At 40.8% G+C, this 25686-nt stretch carries 20 protein-coding genes and 3 tRNA genes; 8 read left to right on the forward strand and 15 right to left on the reverse strand.

The window, feature by feature from the left end:
- Nucleotides 1-323: 323 nt before the first annotated feature.
- From LQ227_RS18510 to LQ227_RS18560, 11 genes are all read right to left on the reverse strand, one after another.
- Complete coding sequence (locus LQ227_RS18510) at nucleotides 324-1202, reverse strand: RNA polymerase sigma factor RpoD/SigA (protein WP_230150484.1); 879 nt, start codon at nucleotides 1200-1202, stop codon at nucleotides 324-326.
- A 184-nt stretch (nucleotides 1203-1386) separates the two neighbouring features.
- On the reverse strand, nucleotides 1387-3414 hold the full coding sequence (gene mobC, locus LQ227_RS18515; protein ID WP_230150486.1) for a conjugal transfer protein MobC: 2028 nt from the start codon (nucleotides 3412-3414) through the stop codon (nucleotides 1387-1389).
- Nucleotides 3411-4661 (reverse strand): relaxase/mobilization nuclease domain-containing protein, encoded by a 1251-nt coding sequence (locus LQ227_RS18520; protein ID WP_230150488.1) that lies wholly within the window; start codon nucleotides 4659-4661, stop codon nucleotides 3411-3413. The genes mobC and LQ227_RS18520 overlap by 4 nt, the downstream gene beginning before the upstream one ends.
- A complete protein-coding gene (locus LQ227_RS18525) occupies nucleotides 4643-5053 on the reverse strand; it encodes a mobilization protein (protein WP_230150490.1) in 411 nt (136 codons plus the stop codon). The genes LQ227_RS18520 and LQ227_RS18525 overlap by 19 nt, the downstream gene beginning before the upstream one ends.
- A gap of 138 nt (nucleotides 5054-5191) precedes the next feature.
- Nucleotides 5192-5341, reverse strand: coding sequence for a hypothetical protein (locus LQ227_RS18530; protein ID WP_230150491.1), 150 nt, complete (start codon nucleotides 5339-5341; stop codon nucleotides 5192-5194).
- 108 nt (nucleotides 5342-5449) lie between these two features.
- On the reverse strand, nucleotides 5450-5722 hold the full coding sequence (locus LQ227_RS18535; RefSeq protein WP_230150493.1) for a helix-turn-helix domain-containing protein: 273 nt from the start codon (nucleotides 5720-5722) through the stop codon (nucleotides 5450-5452).
- Nucleotides 5723-5838: 116 nt separating this feature from the next.
- Nucleotides 5839-7086, reverse strand: a complete 1248-nt coding sequence (locus tag LQ227_RS18540) for a site-specific integrase (RefSeq protein ID WP_230150495.1) — start codon at nucleotides 7084-7086, stop codon at nucleotides 5839-5841.
- Between the two features lie 265 nt (nucleotides 7087-7351).
- A tRNA-Pro gene (locus tag LQ227_RS18545) sits at nucleotides 7352-7425 on the reverse strand.
- A gap of 50 nt (nucleotides 7426-7475) precedes the next feature.
- Nucleotides 7476-7549, reverse strand: a tRNA-Pro gene (locus LQ227_RS18550).
- A gap of 100 nt (nucleotides 7550-7649) precedes the next feature.
- Nucleotides 7650-7736 (reverse strand) — tRNA-Ser (locus tag LQ227_RS18555).
- Between the two features lie 82 nt (nucleotides 7737-7818).
- Nucleotides 7819-9825, reverse strand: a complete 2007-nt coding sequence (locus LQ227_RS18560) for an HD family phosphohydrolase (RefSeq protein WP_230150579.1) — start codon at nucleotides 9823-9825, stop codon at nucleotides 7819-7821.
- A 190-nt stretch (nucleotides 9826-10015) separates the two neighbouring features.
- Here LQ227_RS18560 and LQ227_RS18565 point away from each other — a divergent pair, with 190 nt between their 5' ends.
- The 8 genes from LQ227_RS18565 to LQ227_RS18600 all read left to right on the forward strand — a co-directional run bounded on the left by LQ227_RS18565 (nucleotide 10016) and on the right by LQ227_RS18600 (nucleotide 19121).
- Nucleotides 10016-10873, forward strand: coding sequence for an SPFH domain-containing protein (locus LQ227_RS18565; RefSeq protein WP_230150497.1), 858 nt, complete (start codon nucleotides 10016-10018; stop codon nucleotides 10871-10873).
- A 32-nt stretch (nucleotides 10874-10905) separates the two neighbouring features.
- Nucleotides 10906-11427, forward strand: a complete 522-nt coding sequence (locus LQ227_RS18570; RefSeq protein ID WP_230150499.1) for a hypothetical protein — start codon at nucleotides 10906-10908, stop codon at nucleotides 11425-11427.
- 2 nt (nucleotides 11428-11429) lie between these two features.
- Nucleotides 11430-11597, forward strand: a complete 168-nt coding sequence (locus LQ227_RS18575) for an Arc family DNA binding domain-containing protein (protein WP_230140055.1) — start codon at nucleotides 11430-11432, stop codon at nucleotides 11595-11597.
- A 787-nt stretch (nucleotides 11598-12384) separates the two neighbouring features.
- Entirely contained in the window at nucleotides 12385-13560 is a 1176-nt protein-coding gene (locus tag LQ227_RS18580) for an acetyl-CoA C-acyltransferase (RefSeq protein ID WP_230140053.1), read from the forward strand.
- A 37-nt stretch (nucleotides 13561-13597) separates the two neighbouring features.
- Nucleotides 13598-14494 carry a hypothetical protein gene (locus tag LQ227_RS18585; protein ID WP_230140051.1) on the forward strand — a complete coding sequence of 299 codons (897 nt, stop codon included), beginning with the start codon at nucleotides 13598-13600 and terminating at the stop codon, nucleotides 14492-14494.
- 137 nt (nucleotides 14495-14631) lie between these two features.
- Nucleotides 14632-16221, forward strand: a complete 1590-nt coding sequence (locus LQ227_RS18590; RefSeq protein WP_230140049.1) for a peptide MFS transporter — start codon at nucleotides 14632-14634, stop codon at nucleotides 16219-16221.
- A gap of 63 nt (nucleotides 16222-16284) precedes the next feature.
- The gene (locus LQ227_RS18595) at nucleotides 16285-17766 is read left to right on the forward strand and encodes a peptide MFS transporter (RefSeq protein ID WP_230140047.1); all 1482 of its coding nucleotides are present in this window, start codon (nucleotides 16285-16287) and stop codon (nucleotides 17764-17766) included.
- Nucleotides 17767-18386: 620 nt separating this feature from the next.
- Entirely contained in the window at nucleotides 18387-19121 is a 735-nt protein-coding gene (locus LQ227_RS18600; protein WP_230150501.1) for a polyprenol monophosphomannose synthase, read from the forward strand.
- A 191-nt stretch (nucleotides 19122-19312) separates the two neighbouring features.
- Here LQ227_RS18600 and LQ227_RS18605 read toward each other — a convergent pair whose 3' ends face one another.
- The 4 genes from LQ227_RS18605 to dinB all read right to left on the reverse strand — a co-directional run bounded on the left by LQ227_RS18605 (nucleotide 19313) and on the right by dinB (nucleotide 24991).
- A complete protein-coding gene (locus LQ227_RS18605; RefSeq protein ID WP_230140044.1) occupies nucleotides 19313-19816 on the reverse strand; it encodes a YdeI/OmpD-associated family protein in 504 nt (167 codons plus the stop codon).
- Between the two features lie 255 nt (nucleotides 19817-20071).
- A complete protein-coding gene (locus tag LQ227_RS18610; protein ID WP_230150503.1) occupies nucleotides 20072-20650 on the reverse strand; it encodes a 2'-5' RNA ligase family protein in 579 nt (192 codons plus the stop codon).
- 10 nt (nucleotides 20651-20660) lie between these two features.
- The gene (gene dnaE / locus LQ227_RS18615) at nucleotides 20661-23675 is read right to left on the reverse strand and encodes a DNA polymerase III subunit alpha (RefSeq protein WP_230150505.1); all 3015 of its coding nucleotides are present in this window, start codon (nucleotides 23673-23675) and stop codon (nucleotides 20661-20663) included.
- Between the two features lie 2 nt (nucleotides 23676-23677).
- Entirely contained in the window at nucleotides 23678-24991 is a 1314-nt protein-coding gene (dinB, locus tag LQ227_RS18620; RefSeq protein WP_230140039.1) for a DNA polymerase IV, read from the reverse strand.
- Nucleotides 24992-25686 lie beyond the last annotated feature (695 nt).

Raw genomic sequence — 25686 nt, forward strand, 5'->3', positions numbered from 1 at the left:
TGGCTTTTTCGCAGGATAAGCCCTGCGCATATTACCAGGATCAGGATTAAGCTTCCGTGAAGGAGCAGGTCATTGTTCATTGTATATGTGGTTAGTATTTGAACTTCTTAAATGGGCAATTAAGCCTTTGGATGAGATATAATGCCTTTAACCTTAAAATATCAAGCCCAAGTCTCCACCGGGCAAATAATGATTTTAAGGATATTGCTCTGGAAGACCGTCCCTCCCGCCAGAAAAACGGCCCTTTATGGTAAAGCAATATTGCCCAGCCTAGCAGCAGCAGCACAGGTGGGATAAGCATCTGCCAGGATTGGGGTCTCGGGCTAAACATCCGGCATTCCCCCTTCCCTCACCATGGTTTTTAACTTGCCGATGGCCACCTTCTCAATCTGCTTGATCCGTTCTGCAGTCAGGCTGATCCTGCCGGCCATTACTTCATAACTGCAGTCCATGGCCTGGCCGATCCCGTAAAGCCCTTCGATAATGGTGCGCTCTTTTTTTGTTAATCTGGAAAGCAGCCGTTCGGTGATTTCTTTAATATCGGAAAGCGCCAGAAGATGGTCTGAGGACGGGATATTATCATCGGCAATGATATCACCGACCGAGCGTTCGCCCAGCTCATGCCCGTGGGGCTGATAGATCGAAAGCGGCATGCGGTCAGCGAGTAACTGCTCCGTCATCTGGTGCTGTGGAATCCCGACGCTATCAGCAAGTTCCTGGGTAGTAGCCGGCCTTTCTAGCTTTTGCTCCAGCTCGCCCATCAGCTGGTGCGCCACCGTGATGTTGCGTACCTGGTTCATGGGTAGACGGACCATACGGGCGTATTCACCCAAAGCCAGCAGCATGGCCTGACGGATCCAGAACACCGCATAAGAGATAAACTTAAAACCAAGGGTTTCATCAAACTTTTTCGCTGCCGTAATCAGCCCCAGGTTCCCCTCATTGATCAGGTCACAGATCGGAAGCCCCATATGTTCATATTTCTTTGCGCAGGAAACCACGAAACGCAGGTTCCCTTTCACCAGCCGTTCAACGGCAGAACCGTCCCCTTCCCTGATGCGTTTACAGAGCAGCACTTCTTCCTCATCACCCAATAGTCCGATCTTTGCCAGGTCGTTAAAATACAGGTTCAAGGAACGGTAATCACGGGTGGTATAGGAAACTTCGATGCGAAGCGACTTCATGCCGGGGTTCTTGCTCATAAATTATCTTGCTCGCCCCGATGGGGCTCAGTTTGGTCGGCATAAAGTTGAAAAGTTCTCCCGAGCTGTCACAGTAAAGCTTATAGAAAAGTAAATCGGGCTGTTTATTCACTTCTAGATAGAATCAAATTCTGTAAGGAACATCCCATGATTCTTCCGGGCAAATAAAAATAACCCTATTTTTTTAAGTCGACATGCTCTGGGACACAGTTTGGGTACCATTAGCCTTTTTCTTTCGCTTATCCTTCTTATTTTTCCCTCCAGACTTTTCTCCAGCTTCTTCCACCTGTCCCTCAGCCGCTACGATCATCGCCACTTCTGACTTTATACGCTCATAATTCGCCCTTATCTCCTCTTCACTGGCTCCTTTGCCTGTAGGAATATCTTCAAAAGTTCCCTCTTCTTTAGCTATTGCAGCATGATCGTTCATGATTTCGCAGTGGAACATCTTGAGGGATATTTTTTCTTCAGGATTATCGGCCACAATGCCTACAAATTCCCCGGAAGAAAGTGAAGAAATTCTCGATGCCGGAATAGCCATTTCAAGTTGGGACGACTTACTGATAGACACGTCCGAACTGTTTATACTTTTGCTCTGGCGGTCCTGCATGGTCTTGCCAAAGGTCTCGCTGAGTTTTTTGGCGGTATCGCCGGTTACCTGTCCAGAGATGATATTGCCCACGATCCCGGTAATCACATCGGCCTGTTCTGCCCCATAATCTTTCTTGAGCTGGCTGAAATCCTGTATGGCGAGTGTGGTGGCAACTTTATTGCTTCTGGCCGTGGCGATCAGGCTATCCATGCCCGAGAAATAGATGGTCGGGAACTCATCAAAAATCAGGCTGCTCTTGAGCTTACCTTTCTGGTTCACCAGCTTGATCATGCGCGAAACATACAGCGATAATACCGCCCCGTATATCTGCACCTTTTGGGGGTTATTGCCCACACAGATGATCTTAGGCTCCTTGGGATTGTTCAGGTCAAGCGTGAAATCATTACCGCTCAGCACATAATATAACTGCGGGCTGGACAACCTGGCCAGGGCAATCTTCGCCCCTGCGATCTGTCCTTCCAGCTGTGCGACTGCCTGGTTTCTCCAGGCCGAAATAAAAGGATTGATCAGCACCTTGATCTCTTCCTGTTTGCTAAGCAGGGTAAAAAGCTGGTCGTATTCGGCCTGCATCAGTTCAATCACATGCGGGAGCGTACAATATATGCCATCTTTATATCTTCTCAGGTACCAGATAATCGAAGTCAGGAAGTTGATCGGACTCTCCACGAAGAAATCCCCCTGTTTCTTTACCCACTCCCTGTTCAGCCCCAACATAATGGTACGGCTGGCCTCAGTAGCATCGGTAACATCTTCCATGGCTTTCGGGTCAAGTGGATTACAGCGGTGCAGTGGTCTGTCAAAATTGATCACCCAAAATGTTGGCCTCACCCCATAATTCTCCGCATACTCCTTAAGCATATTCCAGGCAATGCGGCTGAGGTCGTCGTACTTGAAATCATAAATAAACATCGAAAAACCCTTCCGGATGTGCTGCGAAATAATGTGCCGGATCACAAAATAACTCTTTCCGGCCCCGGGCGTTCCCACCACCAGAAGTCCCCGGAACATGTTGATCAGGTTGATCCAGCTCTTTTTTATCTTTCCCTTATGGTTGTATTGGGCGGGCAGATTGACCGAATACTCGTTTTCCAGCAAACGTTCTTCCTGTGGAAAGCTTTCACTGTCCCGGTTGAAAACATCCACCTGCAGGCTGTCTTTTACGATTCTGCTGATCTTAACGCCGTTGCCTAACATCAACAGATATCCACCCATACTTATCCCAATATATAGCAGTGTTTTTACAACCGGGTCTTTTAACAGAAGTAAAAAAGCAATTGCGATAAAAAAAAGCACCAGTCCTGCAGTAAAATTCCGGATAAGCGGTTTAAGCTTAACCTTCTCATCTTTACTGCCTTTTACGCCCAAAAGTGAAATAATGAGAAAAACCAGGGCAGCTATTTTTGCTATAAAAAACCCATAAAAAAGCTTGGCCATAAAAACACGCGATAGAATCCTGTCTGTCAGGTCTGCATAAAACCCCACCATCCGAAAGAATTCATAACAGCAATTGTAAAAATGCAGGCCGAGTATGACCAGGCTGATCAGCCGCGTAAGGTCAATGATCTTTCTTAGCGCTCCGGTATCTTCGCCTGTATTCATCGCTGTTGTCCCCTTTCCTGGCTGCGTTTTTTCTTTTTCTTCCGCTTGTTTACTGTTGGAATGGCTAGCCCCTCACCGGGTTCCAATAAGAAGTTAAGGTCTGGCATTAATCCCTGTCCCTTCCCGGTCACAAATTGTTCGGCATGCTGCAAAGAGATTGCGCGTTGATCATCGTTTTCCCTAACGGGTATTTTTTGAGCCCGGCCAAATCTTGCCACTAAACCGAAAGCAGCATACGATTTACCCAGCTCAGATCCCTTAATGATTATTTTGCTTTCATGATCGATATAACTCAAACCAAAAACCCTTCCCTCTTTTGATCTGGCTACCACCAGATCAATATTATATCGGGACAGTACCTTTTTAAATCCCTCAAGGGAACTGACCTTGCTGTTTAACGCAAGTTCGATTTTGACCTTAAGACCAGGTTTTAACCCAGGCTTTAGTTCCTGCTTCTGGACAAAGTCCTTTTCCAGATTACGCAGGATGGGTTGTCCGCTTAACGCGCTGGCTTTTATCGGTACGCCAACTGGCTTGCCATTTTCATCCAGCACCGAATATAAAAGGCCCCTGTTCTGCTCCATTCTAGACCCTGCTGTTCCAGGCACAGCTACGGCATTAAAGGTTTTCAGTATTGCGTTAAACTCAGGTAAACTCCCATAAACATAATGCTCCCTCACTGCCCGGATAAGTTTGGAAAGCGACTTTTTGGTAGCTTTCTGCCCATAGTCCAGCTGCCTTGGTGCCATGATCTTTTCAATCTCCTGTTTTTCCGACCTTCCTTCCGCAACTGTTAGACTGTGCTCCCGCTCGATCTGTTTTCTCACTGGTTCTGACAGCCTGTACCCGATCCCGTGGACATCGATCCTGGAGCCATCCCGCCGGATATTAGTGGAAACAATGTGCAGATGCGGATGATGCACATCCAGGTGCTGATAAACCAGATAGGGCTGGTTACCGAAACCGATACCCTCCATGTACTGCCTGGCAATGGCAGAAAGTCTGGTGGAATCCAGTCTGTCCTTATGATGGAAATTCAGGCTGATGTGTATGGCATTGGTCTTTGTGGCCGCATTGAGTCTGGTCAGCTGCCGGAAACGGTTGATTTTCATGTTCAGTGTAAGTGATCTGATATCTGCAGCAAAACCGCTGGCCATAAGGAGTTGTGCATGGCGCTGATCAACCTTATCCTCATTATAATGCACAATACCCGCTACTTTTTTACCGCTTACGATTTTTGCAACCATTGTATGGCAAGTTGGTTCACGATTTCCAGCAGTCTCTCAATTTTTTCGTTTATCGGTTTGTACTGCTCCAGTGTACGGTTAACATAAAACCACTTTTGGCTTACCTGGCCACTGGCATTGAAAAAATGGGTCTGTTGGTTGATGTTGATACCGATAGAGCGGATTTCCTTTCTGATCATGGCCAGTTCTTCCATCACTTCCCCCATTTCATCATTCCGATGGAAGACATTGATACGCTCCCCGGTAATGATCTTCCTTGCGGCAGCGCAAGGGTTCCGGCAATCACTTGTTGCCACCAGTTTCTCCAGCCGTTTGAAGGTCTTCTCATCAATCCTGATCCGCAGCACATGTTTCAAAAGTTTTTCAGTGTCCCTCTGTTTAGCTCTGGCCATAATAAAAAAATGGATCAATTTTGGAACCGCAAGTCCCGCCGCGGTTCCCCAGCCGTAAGGATGGCAAGATATTTTTGTCTACAAAAATCCATCTTGCTGCGCACACGCGTGGGCAGAATCCTTCCATTTAGGCTAGTGTTAAACTCCTTCTTTATTGTTCTCTTTAACAGATGGAAATGACTGTAGCAGTTTTCTTATCCTTAGGCGCATGCCTATTTTAGATCCCTGCCGTTTTCGTTTAGGGCAATAAAACTGATGGGCATCGGTAATCTCCTTTGTCTTTTCCATGCTGCTTATTTTCAACTAGTCCACTCCTGGTCTAACAAGGTCACCACCCAACATTATATTTGGGCAGTTTGTACACTTCCAGTCCTATGCCAAAAGGTTGTTCTTTACTTATGCTCGTCTTTCCATCATAGCCTCAATATCTTCGTATTTGTAATACATCAATCCACCAATCCTACTGAACTTAATTTGACCATTTTTTCTAAGTTGCAGAAGGGTTCCTGGCGAAATCCCTAATAGTTGTCTGACCTCATAACTTTTAATAAAGGGTTTTTGCTTATCCTTACCGGTTGGTGGTTTAAACGTGGGCCTACGCAACTCCGCAAAAAGTTCTTGTTTGAATTGTTCAAGATCCTCCTTTGTAATAAATTCTAATGTTCCCATAAATATCCCCTGTTGTTTAAAGGATAAAGTTCAAAAAATAGCAATGTTCAACAAGGGATATTAAGGTCACTTACCTAGTATTTTATCGTATTGTTTAATTGATAACCGATTAGTTTTTAAACTACCTTTCTGATAACAGGATGTAATTTAAGTTTCACCAGATTCATTTCGCTTGCGACCTTCTTTTTTTTCACCTTTGAATAAATCTGGGTTGTCCTGGTGCTACTGTGCCCTAACATATGAGCGACACTTTCTATTGACACGCCATTTTCTAGGGTTATGGTCGTGGCAAAGCTGTGCCGTGCAACGTGAAAGGTTAAACATTTACTTATGCCAGCCAACCTGGATATGATTTTCAGGCAGCGATTCATATACTGATTGGTGGGGCTGGGGAAAATTGTTCCCTTAAATAAGGATTCTGCCGAATGCTCATACTTCTCAATAAGCCCAAGCGCTTCAGGAAGGATTGGCACATGGAACTTCAGTTCACTGGTATTAAGCGTTTTCTGCCTGACCATTTCAATCCACAGGCTTCCATCACTTTCCCTTCTGATAAAGTCATTGGTTAGCCTACTGATTTCATTATAAGAAAGCCCCGTGTAGCAACTGAACAGAAACATTTCCTTCACAAGCATTATCGAATTATCTTCAATTTCCAGTGACCATAAAGCCGAAATTTCATCCATGTCGAGACACTCCCTATCTTTCTTGATGATGTGCCGCTGATAGTTAAGAAATGGATCTGTAGTTATCCAGCCAAATTTTAAAGCGAGACCGGTAAGCTTCTGAAGCCTTTCCATATGCTTCATTACGGTATTATTCGTACATGGGCGCTGTGCCCTGTCCGGTTCTTTTTTTCTTAAGTATACGCCAAACTCGGTAATAAAACGAAAGTCCAGCGCTGTAAGCTGGATATCGGTCAGCTTTTTACGTTTAAGAAATTCTTTCAAAAAGCGTTCCGTAGAATAATAGTTTTTGATTGTCCCTTTAGCAAGTAGTGAGCCCTGATGCTCATAATGATATTTGATCAGGTACATAAGGGTTTTCCCTTCTTCTTTCCCTTCGACCTTCGATTTGATTGCCTGAGCGGTAATTACTTTCTTCTGATACCGCAATTCATCATAAGCACCATTAATTTCATTTGTCACCTGCCTGAGCTTCTCCCTTAATAAAATAATTTCGGGTGTATTACCCATGAGCCTTTGAGTCCGCTGATTCCAAAATTTCGGTTCGACAGACCTTTTTACCGCTAGCCGGAGGTACTTACCATCGACTGTAATTTTCGCATAAATTGGAGCTTTGCCATTTAGCTCATTTTCCCGCTTTAAATAGAATGAGAGGGCAAAAGTGTGCTGAGATTTCATAAAATTTCCTCCTAAGCTTAGCACCTATTCTAGCACCTGAAAAACAGTAAAAATCAAGTGATAGCAAAATGGTGCAAAATAATTTTTAGTGATTGAAAAAAATATGCGACTCAAAAATTTACAATGATAGAAATAAGATTTTGGTGCTGGAATAGGTGCTAAATAGGTTGATATTTTTAGCACCAAACTGACATGGAATAAAAACAAAAAACCCTCTAATCAATTGATTTAGAGGGTTTTTGACGGATTTTAAATCCTTGTTTCGTCGGGATGGCAGGATTCGAACCTACGACCTCCTGCTCCCAAAGCAGGCGCGATACCGGGCTACGCTACATCCCGAACTTGGTATCGATCTTTTAATCCTATTTTAAAAGTGGATCAACTTTTTGTCGGGATGGCAGGATTCGAACCTACGACCTCCTGCTCCCAAAGCAGGCGCGATACCGGGCTACGCTACATCCCGAACTTGGTATCTTCTTTTTTATTTCCCTTTTTCGAAGGGATTGCAAAGAAACGGTTTTAAATTGATAATTCCATTTATTTTTGCAAATTTTTATTTTCTGCGGAGAGGGCGGGATTCGAACCCGCGGTACCGTTACCAGTACGACAGTTTAGCAAACTGTTCCTTTCGGCCACTCAGGCACCTCTCCTTTTCGACCTCTATTTTCCGCCCTACCGGCGTTGTTTTGAGGTCTGCAAATATAGTAAAACAAGTTATCCAACAAAAAAAAATTACAAAATTTGTTGATAATCTATACGCACATGATAGATGCTCATAAGCATCGTCTTGAATATCAATTTGATAGTCTCAATATCTTTTAACGTTAAATCGCAGTCATCTAACTGATTTTGCTCCAATTTGTAGTTAATTATCCGTTCAACGATGTCATTTATGTTCTGAGCATCGGGATTTTTCAGACTTCTAGAGGCAGCTTCGACCGAATCGGCGAGCATTAACACACCAGTTTCTTTGCTAAAAGGTATTGGTCCGGGGTAGCGGAAAATGTTTTCGTCGACAAATTTTTCAGGTGTATTTTTCAAAAAAGACTGATAAAAATAATCAACCCTAGTATTGCCGTGGTGTGTTCTGATAAAATCGATTATCGCTTCAGGAATCTGGTTCTTCCTTAAAATCTCAATTCCTTTATGCACGTGCTGAATTATAATCTGTGCACTTTGCTCATATGGCAGTTTATCGTGCGGACTAACAGCGGTATTCTGGTTCTCGATAAAATATTGTGGATTGTCTACCTTACCAATATCATGATATAAAGCACCTGCCCTTACCAGCACCGAATTGCCCCCTATTTTAAATATCGCGGCCTCTGCCAGGTTTGCCACCTGTAAAGAGTGCTGAAACGTTCCAGGCGCTTTAAAGGCAAGCTCCCTTAACAGTTTATTATTCGTATTGGTGAGCTCAATTAAGGCCACATCTGATGTGATACCAAAAATACGTTCGAACAGGTAAATTAAAGGGTAAGCTAACAGAGATAAAAGTACACTAAAAACAAAAGGAATAAAATTCATCCACTCTATTTCACGGAAAGAACCTTCACGAAGCAGGGCAATACCTATAAAAGAAACAAAATAAGCCAGAAGAATAAATAAGGCCGAAACCAGGAATCTTTCGCGCTTAACAAAGTTTTTAATACTGAATATGGCAACCATGCCCGCAGTAACCTGATAAAACACAAACTCGAAACTATTGGCCACAAAAAAACCAGCAATTAAAATCACCAGCATATGGAGGTAAAGTGCCAAACGGGTATCGAACAGGATCCTAATAATAATGGGCACCACACAGAACGGAATGTAGTACAAACTTGGAATTTCCATTTTAATGGCCCAGGTTAATGCCAGTAACATTCCCGTGGTAACAATCAGGATTAAGGAAAGCTGGCGGTTATCGGCAAAAATATCCTTCCGGAAAAGAAAAAGGAACGACATTAAAATGGCGAGTATGAAGCCAACCAATATTACCTGCCCCAAATAAACCAATGCCCTGCTCCCTATTGTTTTGCTTTGTGCATCGTAAGTTGCTTTATAAGATTCCAGTTTCTGATAAATTTCTTCATCAATAACATCATTCTTCGCTACAATCAGTTCTCCTTTCTGTACCATACCCTTGGTAGTAGAAATATTGTTAACCGTATTGTCCTGTATGGTTTGGGTTAACCGCTCATCGAATACAATGTTCGGGGTAATATGATCAATGGCGAGGTTTGCAACCAGATCGCCCATTACCTGATTGGGGGCTTTAAAATTATCTTTAAAAAACTTCAAGGCCGATTCTGCGGTAAAAACATCCTGTGTATTCTTTTTCTGGGCAACATTGTTTTCAAGTAAAGAAAAGTCATAGTTCTTCCCTCCTGCCTGATGTTTCACATTTAAACCAATAATCCCTTTCTCGTAAATGTTCTGCAGCAATTTATAGGAAGCGCTTTTATACACGTCCTTATCTTTTTCGTTAAGTTGCTTAGATTTCCATTTCACATCAAACTCATTGGCAAACTCCTCTAAAGCATTTGCCGTAATACCCCTATCGAATTGGTAAACAGGTAAAATATCTTTTAATGCATTCTTTTTATCGGCACTAACCTGCGGGTTGGTTTTTAAAATAGCAAAACTGAAGGGAGAAATCAGGTCCTTGTTTTTCCATACTGCATTTTTTTCAAACTCATACCTAAACCGGGGCTGTTTGGGCAGAAATAACGTAATAATGAAAACGGTAAATATCATCATCACATATTTTAGGTTTGATGAATACTTCCGGTAAAGGATTTTGTGTGAATTTCTCTTGATTTTAGCCAAAACGATGTAATTATTGTATTGTCAAAAATAGCATTTTTATCTAATATACATTTTACAGGTTTTGTTTGCAATTACCAGATTTTATATTTTACTTTATGATATCAAATTAATATCAATTATGTATCAAGAAAAAATTATTAATCCGCCATCGGGCTATCTAACATTCGCACTATCCATCGCATTGCTGGGCGCTTCTATTTTCTGTTTTGTTTCAGAAATCTTTCTCTGGGGAGGGATTTTACTGGCTATAGATATATTTTTAATATTCCCAGGCTTTTTAATCATCAATCCCAATCAATCAATGGTGCTCACCCTTTTCGGAAAATATATTGGAACAGTAAAAGCCGATGGATTTTTCTGGGTAAATCCCCTAACCGCTAAAAGACGTTTATCGTTAAAAGCAAACAATTTAAACGGGCAGCAATTAAAGGTTAACGACAAACTTGGCAACCCGATCGAAATTGCTGCTGTGGTGGTTTGGAAAGTAAACGAAACGGCCAAAGCCGTTTTCTCTGTAGAAAACTACATGCAATATGTAAACATTCAAAGTGAAGCTGCTGTAAGGCATTTGGCGAACATTTTCCCTTATGATCATTCCGAAGGTGAAGAAACCACCATTACCTTAAAAGATGGTGCAGATAAAGTAAGCGAGCTTTTAGAAAACGAACTGAACGAACGTTTATCGAGAGCGGGCATTGAAGTTTTAGAAGCCAGAATTTCGCATTTGGCTTATGCACCAGAAATTGCCAGTGCCATGTTACAGCGTCAGCAGGCCACAGCAGTTATAGCGGCCCGTAAATTAATAGTAGAAGGTGCGGTAGGCATGGTAGAGATGGCTTTAGAGAAATTATCACAAAAAGGGATTGTTGAGCTGGATGAAGAGCGTAAAGCAGCTATGGTAAGCAATTTACTGGTTGTACTTTGCGGCGATCGCCATGTACAGCCCGTGGTAAACACCGGAACACTATATAATTAAACAAAATGGAATTTGAGATATAATTAAACAAAATGGAATTTGAGGAAAAACAAAGCTTAAAACTTTGGTGGCTTTATATTTTATTGGCCATTGATGTTGTTATGGTCGTCAGTATTGTGCTTTTTGATAAAGGTGGAATGAGCTTTGAAACCTTAAAAGCTACTTATTTTGCCCCATTTTGGGCCATTCTCCTTCCTTTTGCTATTATTTACCTGCTTCAAAAAAATAAAATGACCTTGCAGGTCGGCACTGAAGGTATTTCTTACAAGTATTTTCCATTTCAAACCAAGCTGAAGCTATTGAGTTGGGCCAACATAGAGAAAGTTTACATTAATAAATACAATGCTTTAGGAGATTATGGCGGATTTGGTGTTCGAAGCAGGCTTTGGTTTAAATTTAACGACAAGGCTTATATCCTAAACGATAAAGATAAAGGTTTACAGATTGAATTTAAAAACGGCAAAAGGCTCCTGTTCAGCTCAAATGAGATAGAAGAACTCGAAATGTTCCTTATTAATTTAAAAACGAGGTATAATATACAAGCAATACAATAAGAATGGCGGAGAAAGATAAAAAAGCTTTTGTATTAAGAATTAGTCCTACTTTATTAAAAGAAGTAGAAACCTGGGCTGCCGATGAGTTTAGAAGTACGAACGGGCAGATTGAATTTTTACTTACACAGGCTATAAAATCGAGAAAAAAGGGAAAAGCAAAAGAAGAATAAAAGCAAGACTTCCGAAGTTTTCAGGGCTCAGGGCATCAGCAAGCTTCGGAAGTCTACAAGAACCAACTGTTAATTGCTAACTGCCAACTCTTAACTGAATTGGGCGTTCCCAATCCCGTGAAAAACGGGAAAGGGTCGGGCTTTTCAGGGCTGCGCTTCGCTCCGGTATCGATGAAGGATCGGTACTGAACCCTTACAATCCCTAACGCTAGCCAACCGCCCCAGGGACACCCCTCCTAAAACAAAGAGTGGCATAATCGACGGCAGAAAGACTACCTAGCCAAAGAACCACCAGCCCAAGTTAATTAAACCTGATGGCAGCGACAGCCCCGAAGTATGAGGGCTACAGCGAACAGCAGGACTGAACAAACCCAAGCACTACTGCAGCGTCTTTCCGAATAAATTCATATTACTTAACCACCCCGCCCCTATGCTCCCCTTAAACCCGGAGGGGGTAATCGACGCCAGAAAGACAACTCAGCCAAAGAACCACCAGCCCCAGTTAATTAAACCTGATGGCAGTGAGCATCCCGATTTAAGCATTGTTATTTATTGTTTTTTCACATGCTTGCTTGTTTCAGAGGTTTCATCGGGATAAAGCGAACAGCAGGACTGAACTCTCCTAAGTATCACTGCAGCACCTTTTCAAAAATCTATTAAAACTTATTATTTTCAAATAGGCTAAAATCATTTTCTAAACGTTATTTTTAAACCTCGCAGGTTTTGGAAACCTGTGGGGTTTGACTAACTTAGCGGCCTAACCAAAAATTCATAAAATTTAGTTTACATGAAAGAAGTTGTAATTGTATCAGCTGTGCGAACGCCTATTGGCAGTTTTGGAGGCTCATTAGCTCAATTTTCTGCTACTCAACTTGGTGGCTTTGCCATTAAGGCTGCTATTGAAAAAGCTGGCTTAAAACCAGAACAGATCCAAGAAATATATATGGGTAATGTTTTATCTGCAAACCTGGGGCAAGCACCAGCTACACAAGCCGCAAAATTTGCAGGTTTACCAGATTTACCTGCTACTACAATAAATAAAGTATGCGCTTCGGGCACAAAAGCAATTATGCTTGCAGCGCAAAGTATTGCTAATGGCGATAATGAAATTATTGTAGCCGGTGGCATGGAAAGCATGAGTAATGTTCCCTATTACCTGGATAAGGCAAGAAACGGCTATCGCTTAGGCCATGGACAAATTACAGATGGCCTGGTAAAAGATGGTCTATGGGATGTTTACAACGATTATCATATGGGGTCTGCCGCCGAACTTTGCGCTACTGAATGTAACATCAGCCGCGAAGCGCAGGATAATTTTGCAATAGAATCGTACAAAAGAGCGCAGGCAGCACAAACTTCGGGCAAATTTGCTGGAGAAATTGTAGCTGTAGAAGTGAAAGACCGTAAAGGTGAAATTACCCTGGTTGATACCGATGATGAGCCAACGGCAGTTAAATTTGATAAAATACCTTCATTAAAACCTGTTTTCAAAAAAGATGGAACAGTAACTGCAGCAAATGCATCTACCTTAAATGATGGCGCAGCGGCATTGGTTTTAATGAGTGCCGATAAAGCAAAAGAACTAGGTTTAACACCTTTGGCCAAAATATTAGGCTATGCTGATGCACAACAAGCACCGGAGTGGTTTACAACCGCACCTTCAAAAGCAATTCCATTGGCTTTACACAAGGCCAATATCGACATTAAGCATGTTGACTTTTTCGAAATTAACGAAGCCTTTTCTGTCGTTTCCATTGCAAATAATCAACTTTTAGAACTAAACGACAGCCAGGTTAACGTTAATGGTGGTGCCGTTTCATTGGGTCACCCACTTGGTGCATCGGGCGCAAGAATTGTAGTTACCTTACTGTCGGTATTGGCACAGAACGATGGAAAAATCGGCGTTGCCGGAATTTGTAATGGTGGTGGTGGCGCAAGTGCTCTTGTTATCGAGAAATTATAATTTTTGGGTTTTGCAGCATCTTTGCACATTTGATTGTATGAAACTTATCAGATTTTATATCCTTTTAATCTTTGGAACACTAAGCTTTACCTTAAAAGCACAGCAAACGCCAAAGCAATTAAATGTTTTTCAGGATACACTGATTAAAATATCGGCAAGGGTTATTGCTGCTCAAAGCGATGCACAAAAAATAGAAATAAACGGAAATTTCGTAAAAACTTTGGTAGAGGCTTTAAAAGCCCCCAATTCTTTTTCTTATCCATTCGATTCGCTTAAAAATGTATCAGTAGTTAAATCATCCGATCAGGCTTTTAGGGTTTTGAGTTGGTACGTGCTACTCGAAGACGGTACTTACCGCTATTATGGCGCCATCCAAATGAATACCAAAAGTGGTCCATTGAAACTTTATCCCCTGATCGATCAGACAGACAATTTAGCCGATCCGAACAGCATTACCAATAACCAAAAATGGTTCGGTGCCAGGTATTATGAAATTGTTTCGGTAACCAGTGGAAACCGATTGCCTTATTATGTACTTTTAGGCTGGAAAGGAAATACACCATTTACCACTAAAAAGGTAATCGATATCCTTTCTTTCGATAAAGATAATCTCACTTTTGGTGCCCCGGTTTTTGACGGAAAAGAACTAAAAGGAAAAAACAGGATAATATTCGAATATGCCAAATCGAATGCGATGACTTTAAAAACGGATTTAAAAGCTGGCATGATCGTGTTCGACCATTTAGCATCCTTTAATCCGGAAATGAAAGATACCTTTGAATATCATGGATCAGACGGCACTTTTGATGGCTTTAAAATCATTGGCGGAAGGCTAAAACTGCAGGAAGACATCACACTTCACAACGATCCGAATTCGACTGATGAGCTTTATGCTGACCCAAAAAAAAATGTTAAACCCATCAGAAAGTTTTAAATCTTAACAAATCATTTACCTAACACATCATTTAAAAATTTGTGAGTTTGGCATTCGCTGACTATATTGCGCCCTGCTTAACTGGCTTAAACAACACACAAATTCTGAATTCATAAACTAAAACCAACAAATGTTTTATGCAAACATCTAATGAAACCATTAGTATTGACCATAGCAAGGAACTAGATCTCCACTTAGACAGTAACAATGTATCCAAAGAAAAATTATTTAGCCACCCGGTAGGCCTCTTTGTGCTATTTTTCACAGAAATGTGGGAAAGATTTAGTTACTATGGAATGAGATCACTACTTGTTTTATTCTTAGTAAGTGAAATAAGTAAAGGTGGCTGGCACTGGACAAGGCCAGAGGCTTTACAACTCTACGCCTGGTACACAGGTTTAGTATATTTAACTCCCATAATTGGCGGCTTAATTGCGGATCGATTGACCGGATACAGAAAAGCTGTTATTGTAGGCGCTTTAATTATGACCATTGGCCACATATCAATGGCGTTAGAAGGTTCAAATACCAATTTCTTCTACCTGGGATTGTTTTTATTAATTGCCGGAAACGGATTATTCAAACCAAATATTTCTTCTATCGTAGGAAAACTCTACCCATCTACAAGTGATAAAAAAGATGCTGCTTACACTATTTTTTACATGGGTATTAACTCCGGTGCCTTTTTAGGTATGTTAATGTGCGGTTATATCGGCGAAAAAGTGGGCTGGCATTGGGGTTTTGGATTAGCGGGGGTATTTATGTTTTTTGGAATGCTTCAGTTTTACTTTGGACAAAAAATATTTGGTGTTTTAGGTGCTGCTGTAAATAAAACAGAAAAAGTAATTGATCCAACTGATGAAGTTTTACCAAAAAAAGTAAGCAATCAACGTTTAGCTGTGGTTGCTGTATTTTCAATTTTCACCATTTTCTTTTGGATGGTGTTTGAGCAGGCAGGTGGCTCAATGACAATTTTTGCTAAAGATTACACACTTAGAAATTTAACAGGAAATGCAAGTACAATTTTTAAATGGGTTGATGCCATACTCACTATTTTCCCACTTATTGCGGTAACCGTTGTTTTATTAAGCCTGGCGGCAAAAATCGCAAAAAAATATCCTGCCACCATAATTTTTACTGCAATAAGCTTCATTATTATCTGGGGATTAGCCATTTGGAAAGTAGAAAAAGAATTTACCGCTTTAAACACAGAAGTTCCTGCCTCATGGTTTGGGATTCTAAATTCATTCTTTATTGTTTCCCTTGCACCATTTGTGTCTAAAATATGGGAAACTAAATTTAACCCAAGTGGACCCGTAAAATTTGGACTCGGTTTAATTTTTGTTGGTATAGGTTTTGCAGGATTGGCTTATGGAGGTATGGATATTGCAAAAGGTGCTACCTCTGCACAGGTAAGCATGTTTTGGTTAATTTTCGCTTACTTCTTCCATACCGTTGGCGAATTATGTGTTTCACCTGTTGGATTATCTTACGTTAGTAAATTAGCTCCGGCCAAAGTGGTAGGTTTAATGTTCGGTGTATGGTTTACCTGTACAGCGATTGGTAACTGGTTAGCGGGTACTACTGGCGGCCTAATTGACAAAATAAGTTCAGAATACTCCATTTCGATTTTCTTCTTGATATTTACCATTATTCCTATTGTTGCAGGCTTAATTATGTTTGCTATAAGTCCGATATTGCGTAAATGGATGCATGGCGTTCACTAATCAAAAAATAAATTTAACAAAAAGCCCGATCTCCATCGGGCTTTTAATTTTTAAGCATATTTAATGGAAAAAACAGTTTCAATAGAAGATATTCAAAATTTTGAGGGAAAATACCCGAAACAGCTCTGGCATTTATCGCTGGTAGAAATGTGGGAGCGTTTCTGTTTTTATGGAATGCGCGGGGTATTGGCTTTCTTTATGGTTGAGCAACTGGGTTTAAGCGACCAAAAATCGAACCTACAGTACGGTGCTATACAAGCCTTTGTTTATGCCTTTACTTTTATAGGTGGTATTTTTGCCGATAAGATTTTAGGTTTCAGAAAATCGCTTTTTTGGGGCGGATCATTGATGATTATCGGGAATTTAATCCTGGCCTTCTCTCCTCACGATCTGTTTTATGTTGGAATTACCTTATCAATCATTGGAACAGGTTTCTTTAAACCCAATGTTTCATCAATGGTTGGCGAATTATACCACGAGAAAGACAACCGCAGAGATGCAGGTTATGGGCTTTTTTACGCCGGTATTAATGTAGGTGGATTATTGGGGGGCGCCATGTGTATTTATCTTGGTAAATATTACAATTGGCATTTATGTTTCTTGTCTGCTGCACTGGTAATGATGTTCGGTTTGGGCACATTCATTTTCACAAAAAAACATTTAGGTCCGATCGGGAATTCGCCTTTGCTGCATCTTAAAAAATCAAAACAGCAGTTATGGGAAATTGCCGTTTATGTGGGGTCGATACTTTGTATTCCACTGATTTATATCATGGTAAAAAATACGGCCTTTACCGATTATTTCATGTACACCATAGGCATTGTTGCCCTGGTTTATTTCTTGTACGAAACGTTTAAAATAAAAGATAAAAAAGCACAATATAAACTACTCGCAGCCTTCGTTTTTATCTTCTGTTATTTTATTTTCATGGCCATATCCGAGCAGAGTGGTGGTTCATTATCGTTATTTGCGAAGGACAATCTTGACCATAAAATCCTTTTTTTCAATATCGATCCGAATGTGGTAAACAATAGCGTTAACTCGTTCTTTGTTATTGTTTTTAGTCCGATTGTTGGCATTTTGTGGTTAGGCTTATACAAACGTAAAATAGAGCCGAACACGGTTGTAAAATTCGGAATCGGCTTCCTTTTACTGGCTTTGAGCTTTTATGTTTTTTACGCCACCAGGTTCTTCGCCAATGTACAGGGCATTAGTTCGTTAAATGTGTTTACGTTAGCCTATTTATTATTAACCCTTGGCGAACTTTGTTTGGGCCCGATAGGTATGTCGATCATTACTAAACTTTCGCCAAAGAAAATGTTCGGGATGATGATGGGGCTTTGGTTTTTATCAAGTGCTTTCGGGCAATTGGCTGCCGGAAAATTAGGCGCAGAAATGTCGAGTATCGATAATGCATCATTAACCACAAAATTAATGGCTTATACTGAAGGTTATAAAGCATTGGCATTATACTCTTTAATTGCAGGTTTGGCGCTGATTATTTTCTCGCAACTGGTTAAAAAGTTAATGCAAGAGGTGAGGTAAGAAAGTGATCGTCATTTCGACTGTAGTGTTCCAAAGGAACTCCTTTGGAGGAGAATCTATAAAACGATTTTTATTGATATAATGTAAGATTTGGAAATGAAAGGATAGTGGTTCTTGGAGGCCCATTGTCCCGCTCTTGTTTCAAGTCCTTGCCCTCATGCTTCGGTCTACGGGCTTTACACGCCGATCGGCTTTAGGAACAATGGTTTGTGCCGTAAAAGCTAAAAGTAAATACAACAGCCAGTTTGGAACCCGTAATACTTGCAACACTGCTAAACCAGATTACAAATCTGGAGAACGAAGATCCGGATTACAAATCCGGACCTTCAGAAGTTTCTCGGCGGTGATCTGCTAAATCAGCGGGAAATATTTGGGTAAGGTCTTCGACTACGCTCTCCACAGGGGTCCTTTGGACAGACTGACAATACTTTAAAAACAATAAAAACTACTATAAAACAAGTTCAGGAATAGGAATCATTGGTTATTAATGAAAATTCATAAAGGTTTCACATTAAATATTTACTTTCGCACATTAAAAGCAATTGCACAGCACAAATAAGCAAAGCATGTCACCTACACAGGACAAAAGCTTATATTATTTATAAAAACCACAACAAAACGTGTCAGATAGTTTAGTCATCATTCCCACCTACAACGAGAAGGAAAATATCGAAAAGATCATTAGAAAGGTTTTTTCTTTAACCCAGCCTTTTCATGTTTTAATTATTGATGATGGTTCGCCTGATGGAACTGCTGAAATTGTAAAATCGTTACAAGCCGAATACGAAGGACATTTATTTATTGAGGAGCGCGCAGGAAAGCAAGGATTGGGTACAGCCTATATTTACGGCTTCAATTGGGCATTGCAACACGATTATGCCTACATTTTTGAAATGGATGCCGATTTCTCGCACAACCCCGATGATCTATCACGCTTACGCGAAGCCTGTGTAAACGGTGCTGATGTAGCCATTGGCTCCAGGTATGTTAAGGGTGTAAATGTGGTAAACTGGCCAATGGGCAGGGTTTTAATGTCGTATTTTGCATCAATGTATGTACGTATGATTACCCGTATAAACATTCAGGATGCGACTGCCGGATTTAAATGTTACCGCAAAATTGTCTTAGAAACCATTCCACTAAATAAAATTAAGTTTGTTGGTTATGCGTTTCAGATCGAAATGAAATTCACCGCCATTAAATTTGGCTTTAAAGTGGTCGAAGTTCCAATCATTTTCACCGACCGTACCGAAGGAACATCAAAAATGAGCACCCGTATCTTTAGAGAGGCTTTTTTAGGTGTTATACAAATGAAGGTTTGGAGTTGGTTTAGGAGTTATAAAAGAGAGTCTTAAGTTTGGAGCGGGGAGCTTGGAGTTGAGAGCGCTACTAAGTGCATAGCCGTTCTAATCGCTCTGGGATGTGATTAGAAATTGGGAATTTGAGGTTATTGTAAGCCTGTTATTTTTTCAGAACGCTAAACCAAAAGCTTATTGTCCGAAGATCTTTCTGCTCTTTGCAAAACTCCAAACTAAAAACTCCAAACTCACAACTTACTTTCCCTAATCATTGCGCCGAAATCTTGCCCTTTATCCATGGCTTTAACGGTCATTACGATTCTTTTGGTGCGTGTAGGCTCGGTTTTAGCCTGATTGATCCAGTTAATGTAGTAGTTTTGGTGCGATTTAGGCTGTTTTAAAAAATTCCGGATTAAATGTTCTTCTTCTGACAAGCAGATTTCGAGGTCTTCGGGCATTTCGATTTTAAAATCTTTATCTTCTTCTAAATAGAGTTCGACACCTGCTCCGGCTTCTTTTCTCAATTTTTTACGGACTTCGCCTTTTAAAGCAATAATAAAATCGCCCTCTCCCATTGGGATGGTTGCCATACCGTTAATATCCAACTGATCTATCTTTCCTTTTACCCTGAAACTCTTTTTACAATCTGGTTTGATTTCGTTAGCCAGCGCTGCCGGAATAAACACATAACTCCAGCCTGTTTTTTCGCCCATGGTTTCGAAACGCTCTATTTCTGCTTTAAAGTGGATCATGGCTTAAATATAAAAATTATGTTTAAACAAGTTAAACGATTAAATGGTTAGGCTATTCGTGCACTCGTTAAAAACGAGCGCACACTATAATCGATCGTCATTCCCGCGCAGACGGGAATCTTAATGCAATAAACTTTAGATTCCCAATCAAGTTGGGAATGACGATCTTATAAAGAAAACATTAATCGGCTCAAAAATAGCCCAAATCATGAGCCGATTATCAAGATTAATCTGCTCATATCAATAAACTGCCTTCTATTGAAAGAATGAAAGTTGTCCTTGTTTAGGAGGATTTCCTAAAAAACAAAATTCGTAAATGACCTCATACTGTCCTTTCTCATCATTAAATTTACGAATTGCAATCTTTTCACATAAAAAATTCAAGCTAACTTCTTCGAACAGGTCTTGAGCTATTTCAATATCTTCGGGATGTAATTTTCTCCCAATAGAGATATGGGCAGCAGCTCCATTTATTGCTTTCTTATATCTCAAACCTTGTCTAAATCTTTTAAAAAGGCTATTCAAGTAAGGTTTAGCAGTCTTGTTAGGTAAAACAACAACTGCTCCGTTTTTTTCCGAAGCAATGAACTGATCAAACATCACAAAGTTAGGTTTTTCAGCATAGCAAAAGTCTTTAGTATACGATATGTAAAAATCCAACTCATGCTTATCTGCTTCAAACAGAGCAATCGTAACATGAGCCTCTGAGTTTCTACTGCTATACCAGCCAACTTTAGACCAAAGTATATCTTTCAAAACTTTAACATCATTAATACTTTTTCTTTGAGGGTAAACAACTATTGAATACCTGTCTTTTTTTAATTTTAAATCCATATCAATTTATTTAATCAATCGCCACTGGGTTCATCTGGATATCCAGTTTGGCGAACTTTAAAACTTCGATACTCTGAAAGCCGAAATCTTCTACCACTTTACCTAAAATAAGGTAACAGCCCTTTCCTTTAAAAGGATACATAGGTGTGCTATTGGGGAAATGGGTCGTATCAAAAAAATCGCCGTTGGCATCTAAAAAAGTACCGAACCACATTTTGGTATTTTTAATGGTGTGTACCGTTTTTTCGCAAACATAGCTCCCTACCATTCTTACCGTTTTACCCAAATGTTCGTGCAGATCGACCGCCATAACATCGCCACGATAAGGTGTTTTTAAAAAATCGAACATTCTATAATTGAGCGGATATCCCAATAACTCTAATTCCGTGTAAGCATTTTCGAGTTCGGAATCGGCCAATTCGGGGAGCTGATAGGTTTTGTAACTCAGCTTAAAAAGTTCGGCATGATTCACTTTTTTTTGTTTAAACCCAAGGTAGTTATGTACATCCCAAAGCAGGGTTTTCCGATCTTTCCCGGTAAAACGCAAGGCGCCCAAACGGATTAAAATAATGGCCTGTTCTAATGAGATGCAGGTCCGCCTTACAAAATCTTCGAGATCTATATACAAACCATTTGCAGCACGTTCTTGCGGAATAATTTTGATGATTTTTTCTTCCAAGCCCTGAACGGCAATGAAGCCCAGATAAGCATCTTCGCCTTTTATATTTACCACATCATCGCTACAGTTAACGCAGGGTAAATGCACCCTTGCTCCTGTTTTTTGCAGTTCGTGCACATAAACCCATCGACTGTAAAAACCACCATAGTTATTCAGTACCGCTACCATGAATTCCATAGGGTAATAAGTTTTAAGGTAAAGGCTTTGGTAACTTTCTACTGCAAAAGAGGCTGAATGTGCTTTTGAAAAACTGTAACCGGCAAAAGAAGAAATCTGTCGCCAAACTTCGGTAATGAGTTCTTCTGAGTGCCCTTCTTTTCTGGCTGAAACGAAAAATTTGTTCACCAGTTCATCAAAAGCCAGTTTAGACCGATATTTACCACTCATGGCTTTACGAAGGATATCGGCATCTGCAAGATCTAGACCTGCAAAATAATGACATACTTTGATCACATCTTCCTGATAAACCATTACCCCATAGGTTTCGCTAAGTCGTTCTTTCATCACTTCGCAGAGGTATACTACTTTATCTGGTGCGTGATAGCGTTCAATATAGGATTTCATCATGCCTGAGCTGGCCACGCCCGGACGGATAATGGAACTGGCAGCCACCAGGGTAAGATAGTTATCGCATTTCAGTTTTTTGAGCAGTTGGCGCATAGCCGGCGATTCGATATAAAAACACCCTATGGGCTGCCCTTCTTTAAGAATACCGTTCAATTTCTGGTCTTCTTTAAAAGTTTTAAAATCGTGGATGTCGATATCCTTTCCCTTATTTTTTTTAATGAGCTGCACAGCTTCACGGATATGCCCGATACCCCGCTGACTTAAAATATCGAATTTCTCATAACCTATGGCTTCGGCTTCGTACATATCCCATTGCACGGTTGGGAAACCTTTTGGCGGCATATCCAAGGCTGTATAATAGGTAATCGGTTCTTCAGAAATTAAAATTCCTCCGGCATGAATCGAACGCTGGTTGGGCATTCCTTTCATGTATCGGTACACGGCCTGCAATTTCTGGTAAGTAGCATTCAGTAAATTTTCACGTTCTTTTGTGGGATCTGTAAAACTATCTATTTCGCCTTTAGGTAAACCCAGCACTTTACCGATTTCCCTGATAATTGCACGATCTTTAAAAGTGCTCATGGTGCCTAAAAAAGCAACATGCCATTTGGGATAACGTTCAAAGATATAACGTTGTATCACCTCCCTTTCGTCCCAGGAGAAATCGATGTCAAAATCTGGCGGACTTGTCCGTTTTTCATGCAGGAAACGTTCGAAATACAAATCGAGATCAATCGGATCTACATCGGTAATGCGCAAACAATAAGCTACAATGCTGTTTGCACCCGAGCCACGGCCAACGTGGTAAAACCCGCATTTATTCATGGCATAGCTTACAATATCGAAGGTAATGAGAAAATAGGCGCAGAAGTTTTTAAGTTCAATGATCCGGAGTTCTTTCTCCAAACGCTCAATGGCTTCTGTATTATTTTCACCATAACGATATCTGAGCCCTTCTTCGGCCAACTCCCGAAGCATTTTTTTATCTCCTTCGAAATCTCCAGTATAAAAAAACTTGTTTTTAGAAGTAGGTGTAGGACCATCCTCAAAATAAACACTTAAATCGCAGCTGTTTATCAGTTTCTGTGTATTTTGAACAATGAAGGGATACTGTTCAAATTGCTGGGTTAGTTCTACTTCTGGAATCAGGAACTCATCCGGATCACATTTTTGCTCATCGGGCACTTTACTTAAAAGCATATTGAGCTCGATCGCCCTAAAATATTCATGCAGGCGGTAGGTGATCTTATCGCTAACGGTAACAGGATGCCACACCAACAATTTTTCTTTCTGTTTTAAAAGTGGATGTTTGTACAAAAGATTGAGCTGTTTGGCTCGGATACCTACAAATTCATTTGCTTTTAGTACTGGGTTAAAAGATTTTTGAAAGGGATAAATGATATAAACATGCTCCATTTCGGGTGGAATATTGGGTAACGGAATATGGTTGATGTTGTGGTGGCTTAAAAATTCATTCAGCTCACGCATTCCCTCTTTATTCTTCGCAATGCCCACATACAACAATTTATTATCAATTCGAAACTCGATCCCCGCTACCGGCTTAATCTGATACGGAATATTGCCTTTGTGTATTTCGTCAGCTTCTTTGGCAATGCCTTGTTTATAACACTCGCGAATAAACTCTACCGCTCCAGTTGAGTTATTGATATCAGTAAGTACCATTTGGTGGATACCCAAACTGCGGGCTGTAGCAATTAACTGATCAATGCGCTGTGTGCCATACTTTAGGCTATAAGAAGAATGGATATTTAAAAACATCGCTAATCATAAGATTTAGTACCTATTGTTCCTTTTTCACTCATAAAACTTCTAATTTTCGATCGTTTCTTTACTTCCTGCTGTTCTTCCTCTGGTTTGTTTTCGATCAATATTTTCTTTTTGCGTGGATTGTACTTGATTATTTTCCCCGTTTCATCGCGGGGTGGCTGGGTAACAATACAGGCTTTTACCACTGCTTCGGCACCATAGTGGTTACGTACTTTATCCATGGCCTGGTAAAGACTATATTCTTCTTCGGCAACATTATATAAACCAATCTGCTCGTAACCGCTCACCAGGTGCGAAAGTTTTACGCCTACCAACCGTAACAGCATCCGTTTTGCATACACCTTTTCGAACAGGCTATGTGCTTTACTGATTAAAAACGAATCGAGCGAGGTATAGGGAATACGTTCTTGCTGGGTAACCGTTTCGAAATTGGTATAACGCACGGTTACGGTAATGCAGGCGGTTAATTTTTTCTGGTTGCGCAGCTGAAAAGTTAAGCCGGTAACCATTCCGGTTATAATGGCCTTTAGTTTGGCCATATCCATGGTATCGCTTTCGAAGGTAGCCTGTGTACCAATAGATTTCCTTTCGCGGTAAGGCACTACGGGAGAAAGATCGATCCCATTTGCTTTTTGCCACAAACTTAAGCCATGCTGCCCCAGTATTTTAAACATGAGCTGTTGTGGGATCTGGGTAAGCGTAAGGATTTCGCGGACACCCATTTCGCTTAATTTTTTATAGGTAGCATGACCGATACCCGGAATTTTGTGGATAGCCAAAGGATCGAGAAAGGGCCGCAATTCAGGAAAAGTAACCTGCCGTTCGCCATCAGGCTTAGATTCGTTCGTGGCAATTTTGGCTACGGTTTTATTGATCGACAAGCCAAAGGAAATGGGTAAGCCCATTTCTTTGATAATGTTCTGTCTGAGCTCTGACGCGAATTTCATACAACCAAAAAAGCGGTCCATGCCTGTCATGTCGATATAGTGCTCGTCAATACTGGCTTTCTCAAAAAGGGGAACTTTATCGGCAATAATTTCGGTAATATCATGTGATGCCTTGGAATATTCTTCCATATCACCTTTTAAAAATATAGCCTGGGGGCACAGCAATTTTGCCGTTCTGCCGGGCATTGCAGAATGTATGCCGTACTGGCGCGCTTCGTAGCTGCAAGAAGCTACTACACCCCTATCGCCGCCGCCGCCGATAATTACGGGTTTGCCCAATAACTTGGGATTTTTTCTGATTTCTACCGACACAAAAAATGCATCCTGATCCATATGAATAATCTGCCTTTCTTTATCCATTCTCGTATTATAAGGATGAGTGAGATCGAAAATACTAATATTTTTAGTTTTAAAGAAAATTAAAATCGATTAATTTTAAACAAAATACTAACAAAATTAGCTTTAATATCCTACACTTTATTATGCTGAGTTTGCTCGAAGGATTTGCCACGGAAAAGCACAGAATCAGGCTCCCAATCCCTTAGGTTGATCCATAGGAACTTATGATAGGAATGACGCAGCGCAGGAATTAAACGATTGATGGCTGGTGTCCTCGCCAACTATCCGCGAGTTGCGTGACCGTAATACAGGCATTTTTAACCATATAAGGCATTGAAGAAAATATAAGCTCATATGGCTTATATTTATATGGCAAAGAAGGTTGTCGACTACGCTACCATTGATGTTATTTCATAAACAGCTATTAATCAATATTTTAGCCGTTGTCGCATTTCCATCCAGCTAGGCCATAGCACGGTATCCCCGTTCTACTTAAATCCGGCCTAACAAATTTTTCGGGCTCCGCCGACCCAGCCAACCCACTAGCTTTGAAAGAAAAATTTTCAGCCGGTGTTTTTTGTTTCTTTTTGACAGCAAAAAGAAAGAGCCCCATCGGCGGCGGCGAGCCGAGGCAAGGATGAGCCTCTGGGCAAAAAAAGATATGCGTCATTCATATTGATTTTTATACAATAAATTATCCCTCAGACTGACAAACT

It is taken from the genome of Pedobacter sp. Bi27 (genome assembly GCF_918698255.1).
In the GTDB taxonomy this organism is placed as follows: domain Bacteria; phylum Bacteroidota; class Bacteroidia; order Sphingobacteriales; family Sphingobacteriaceae; genus Pedobacter.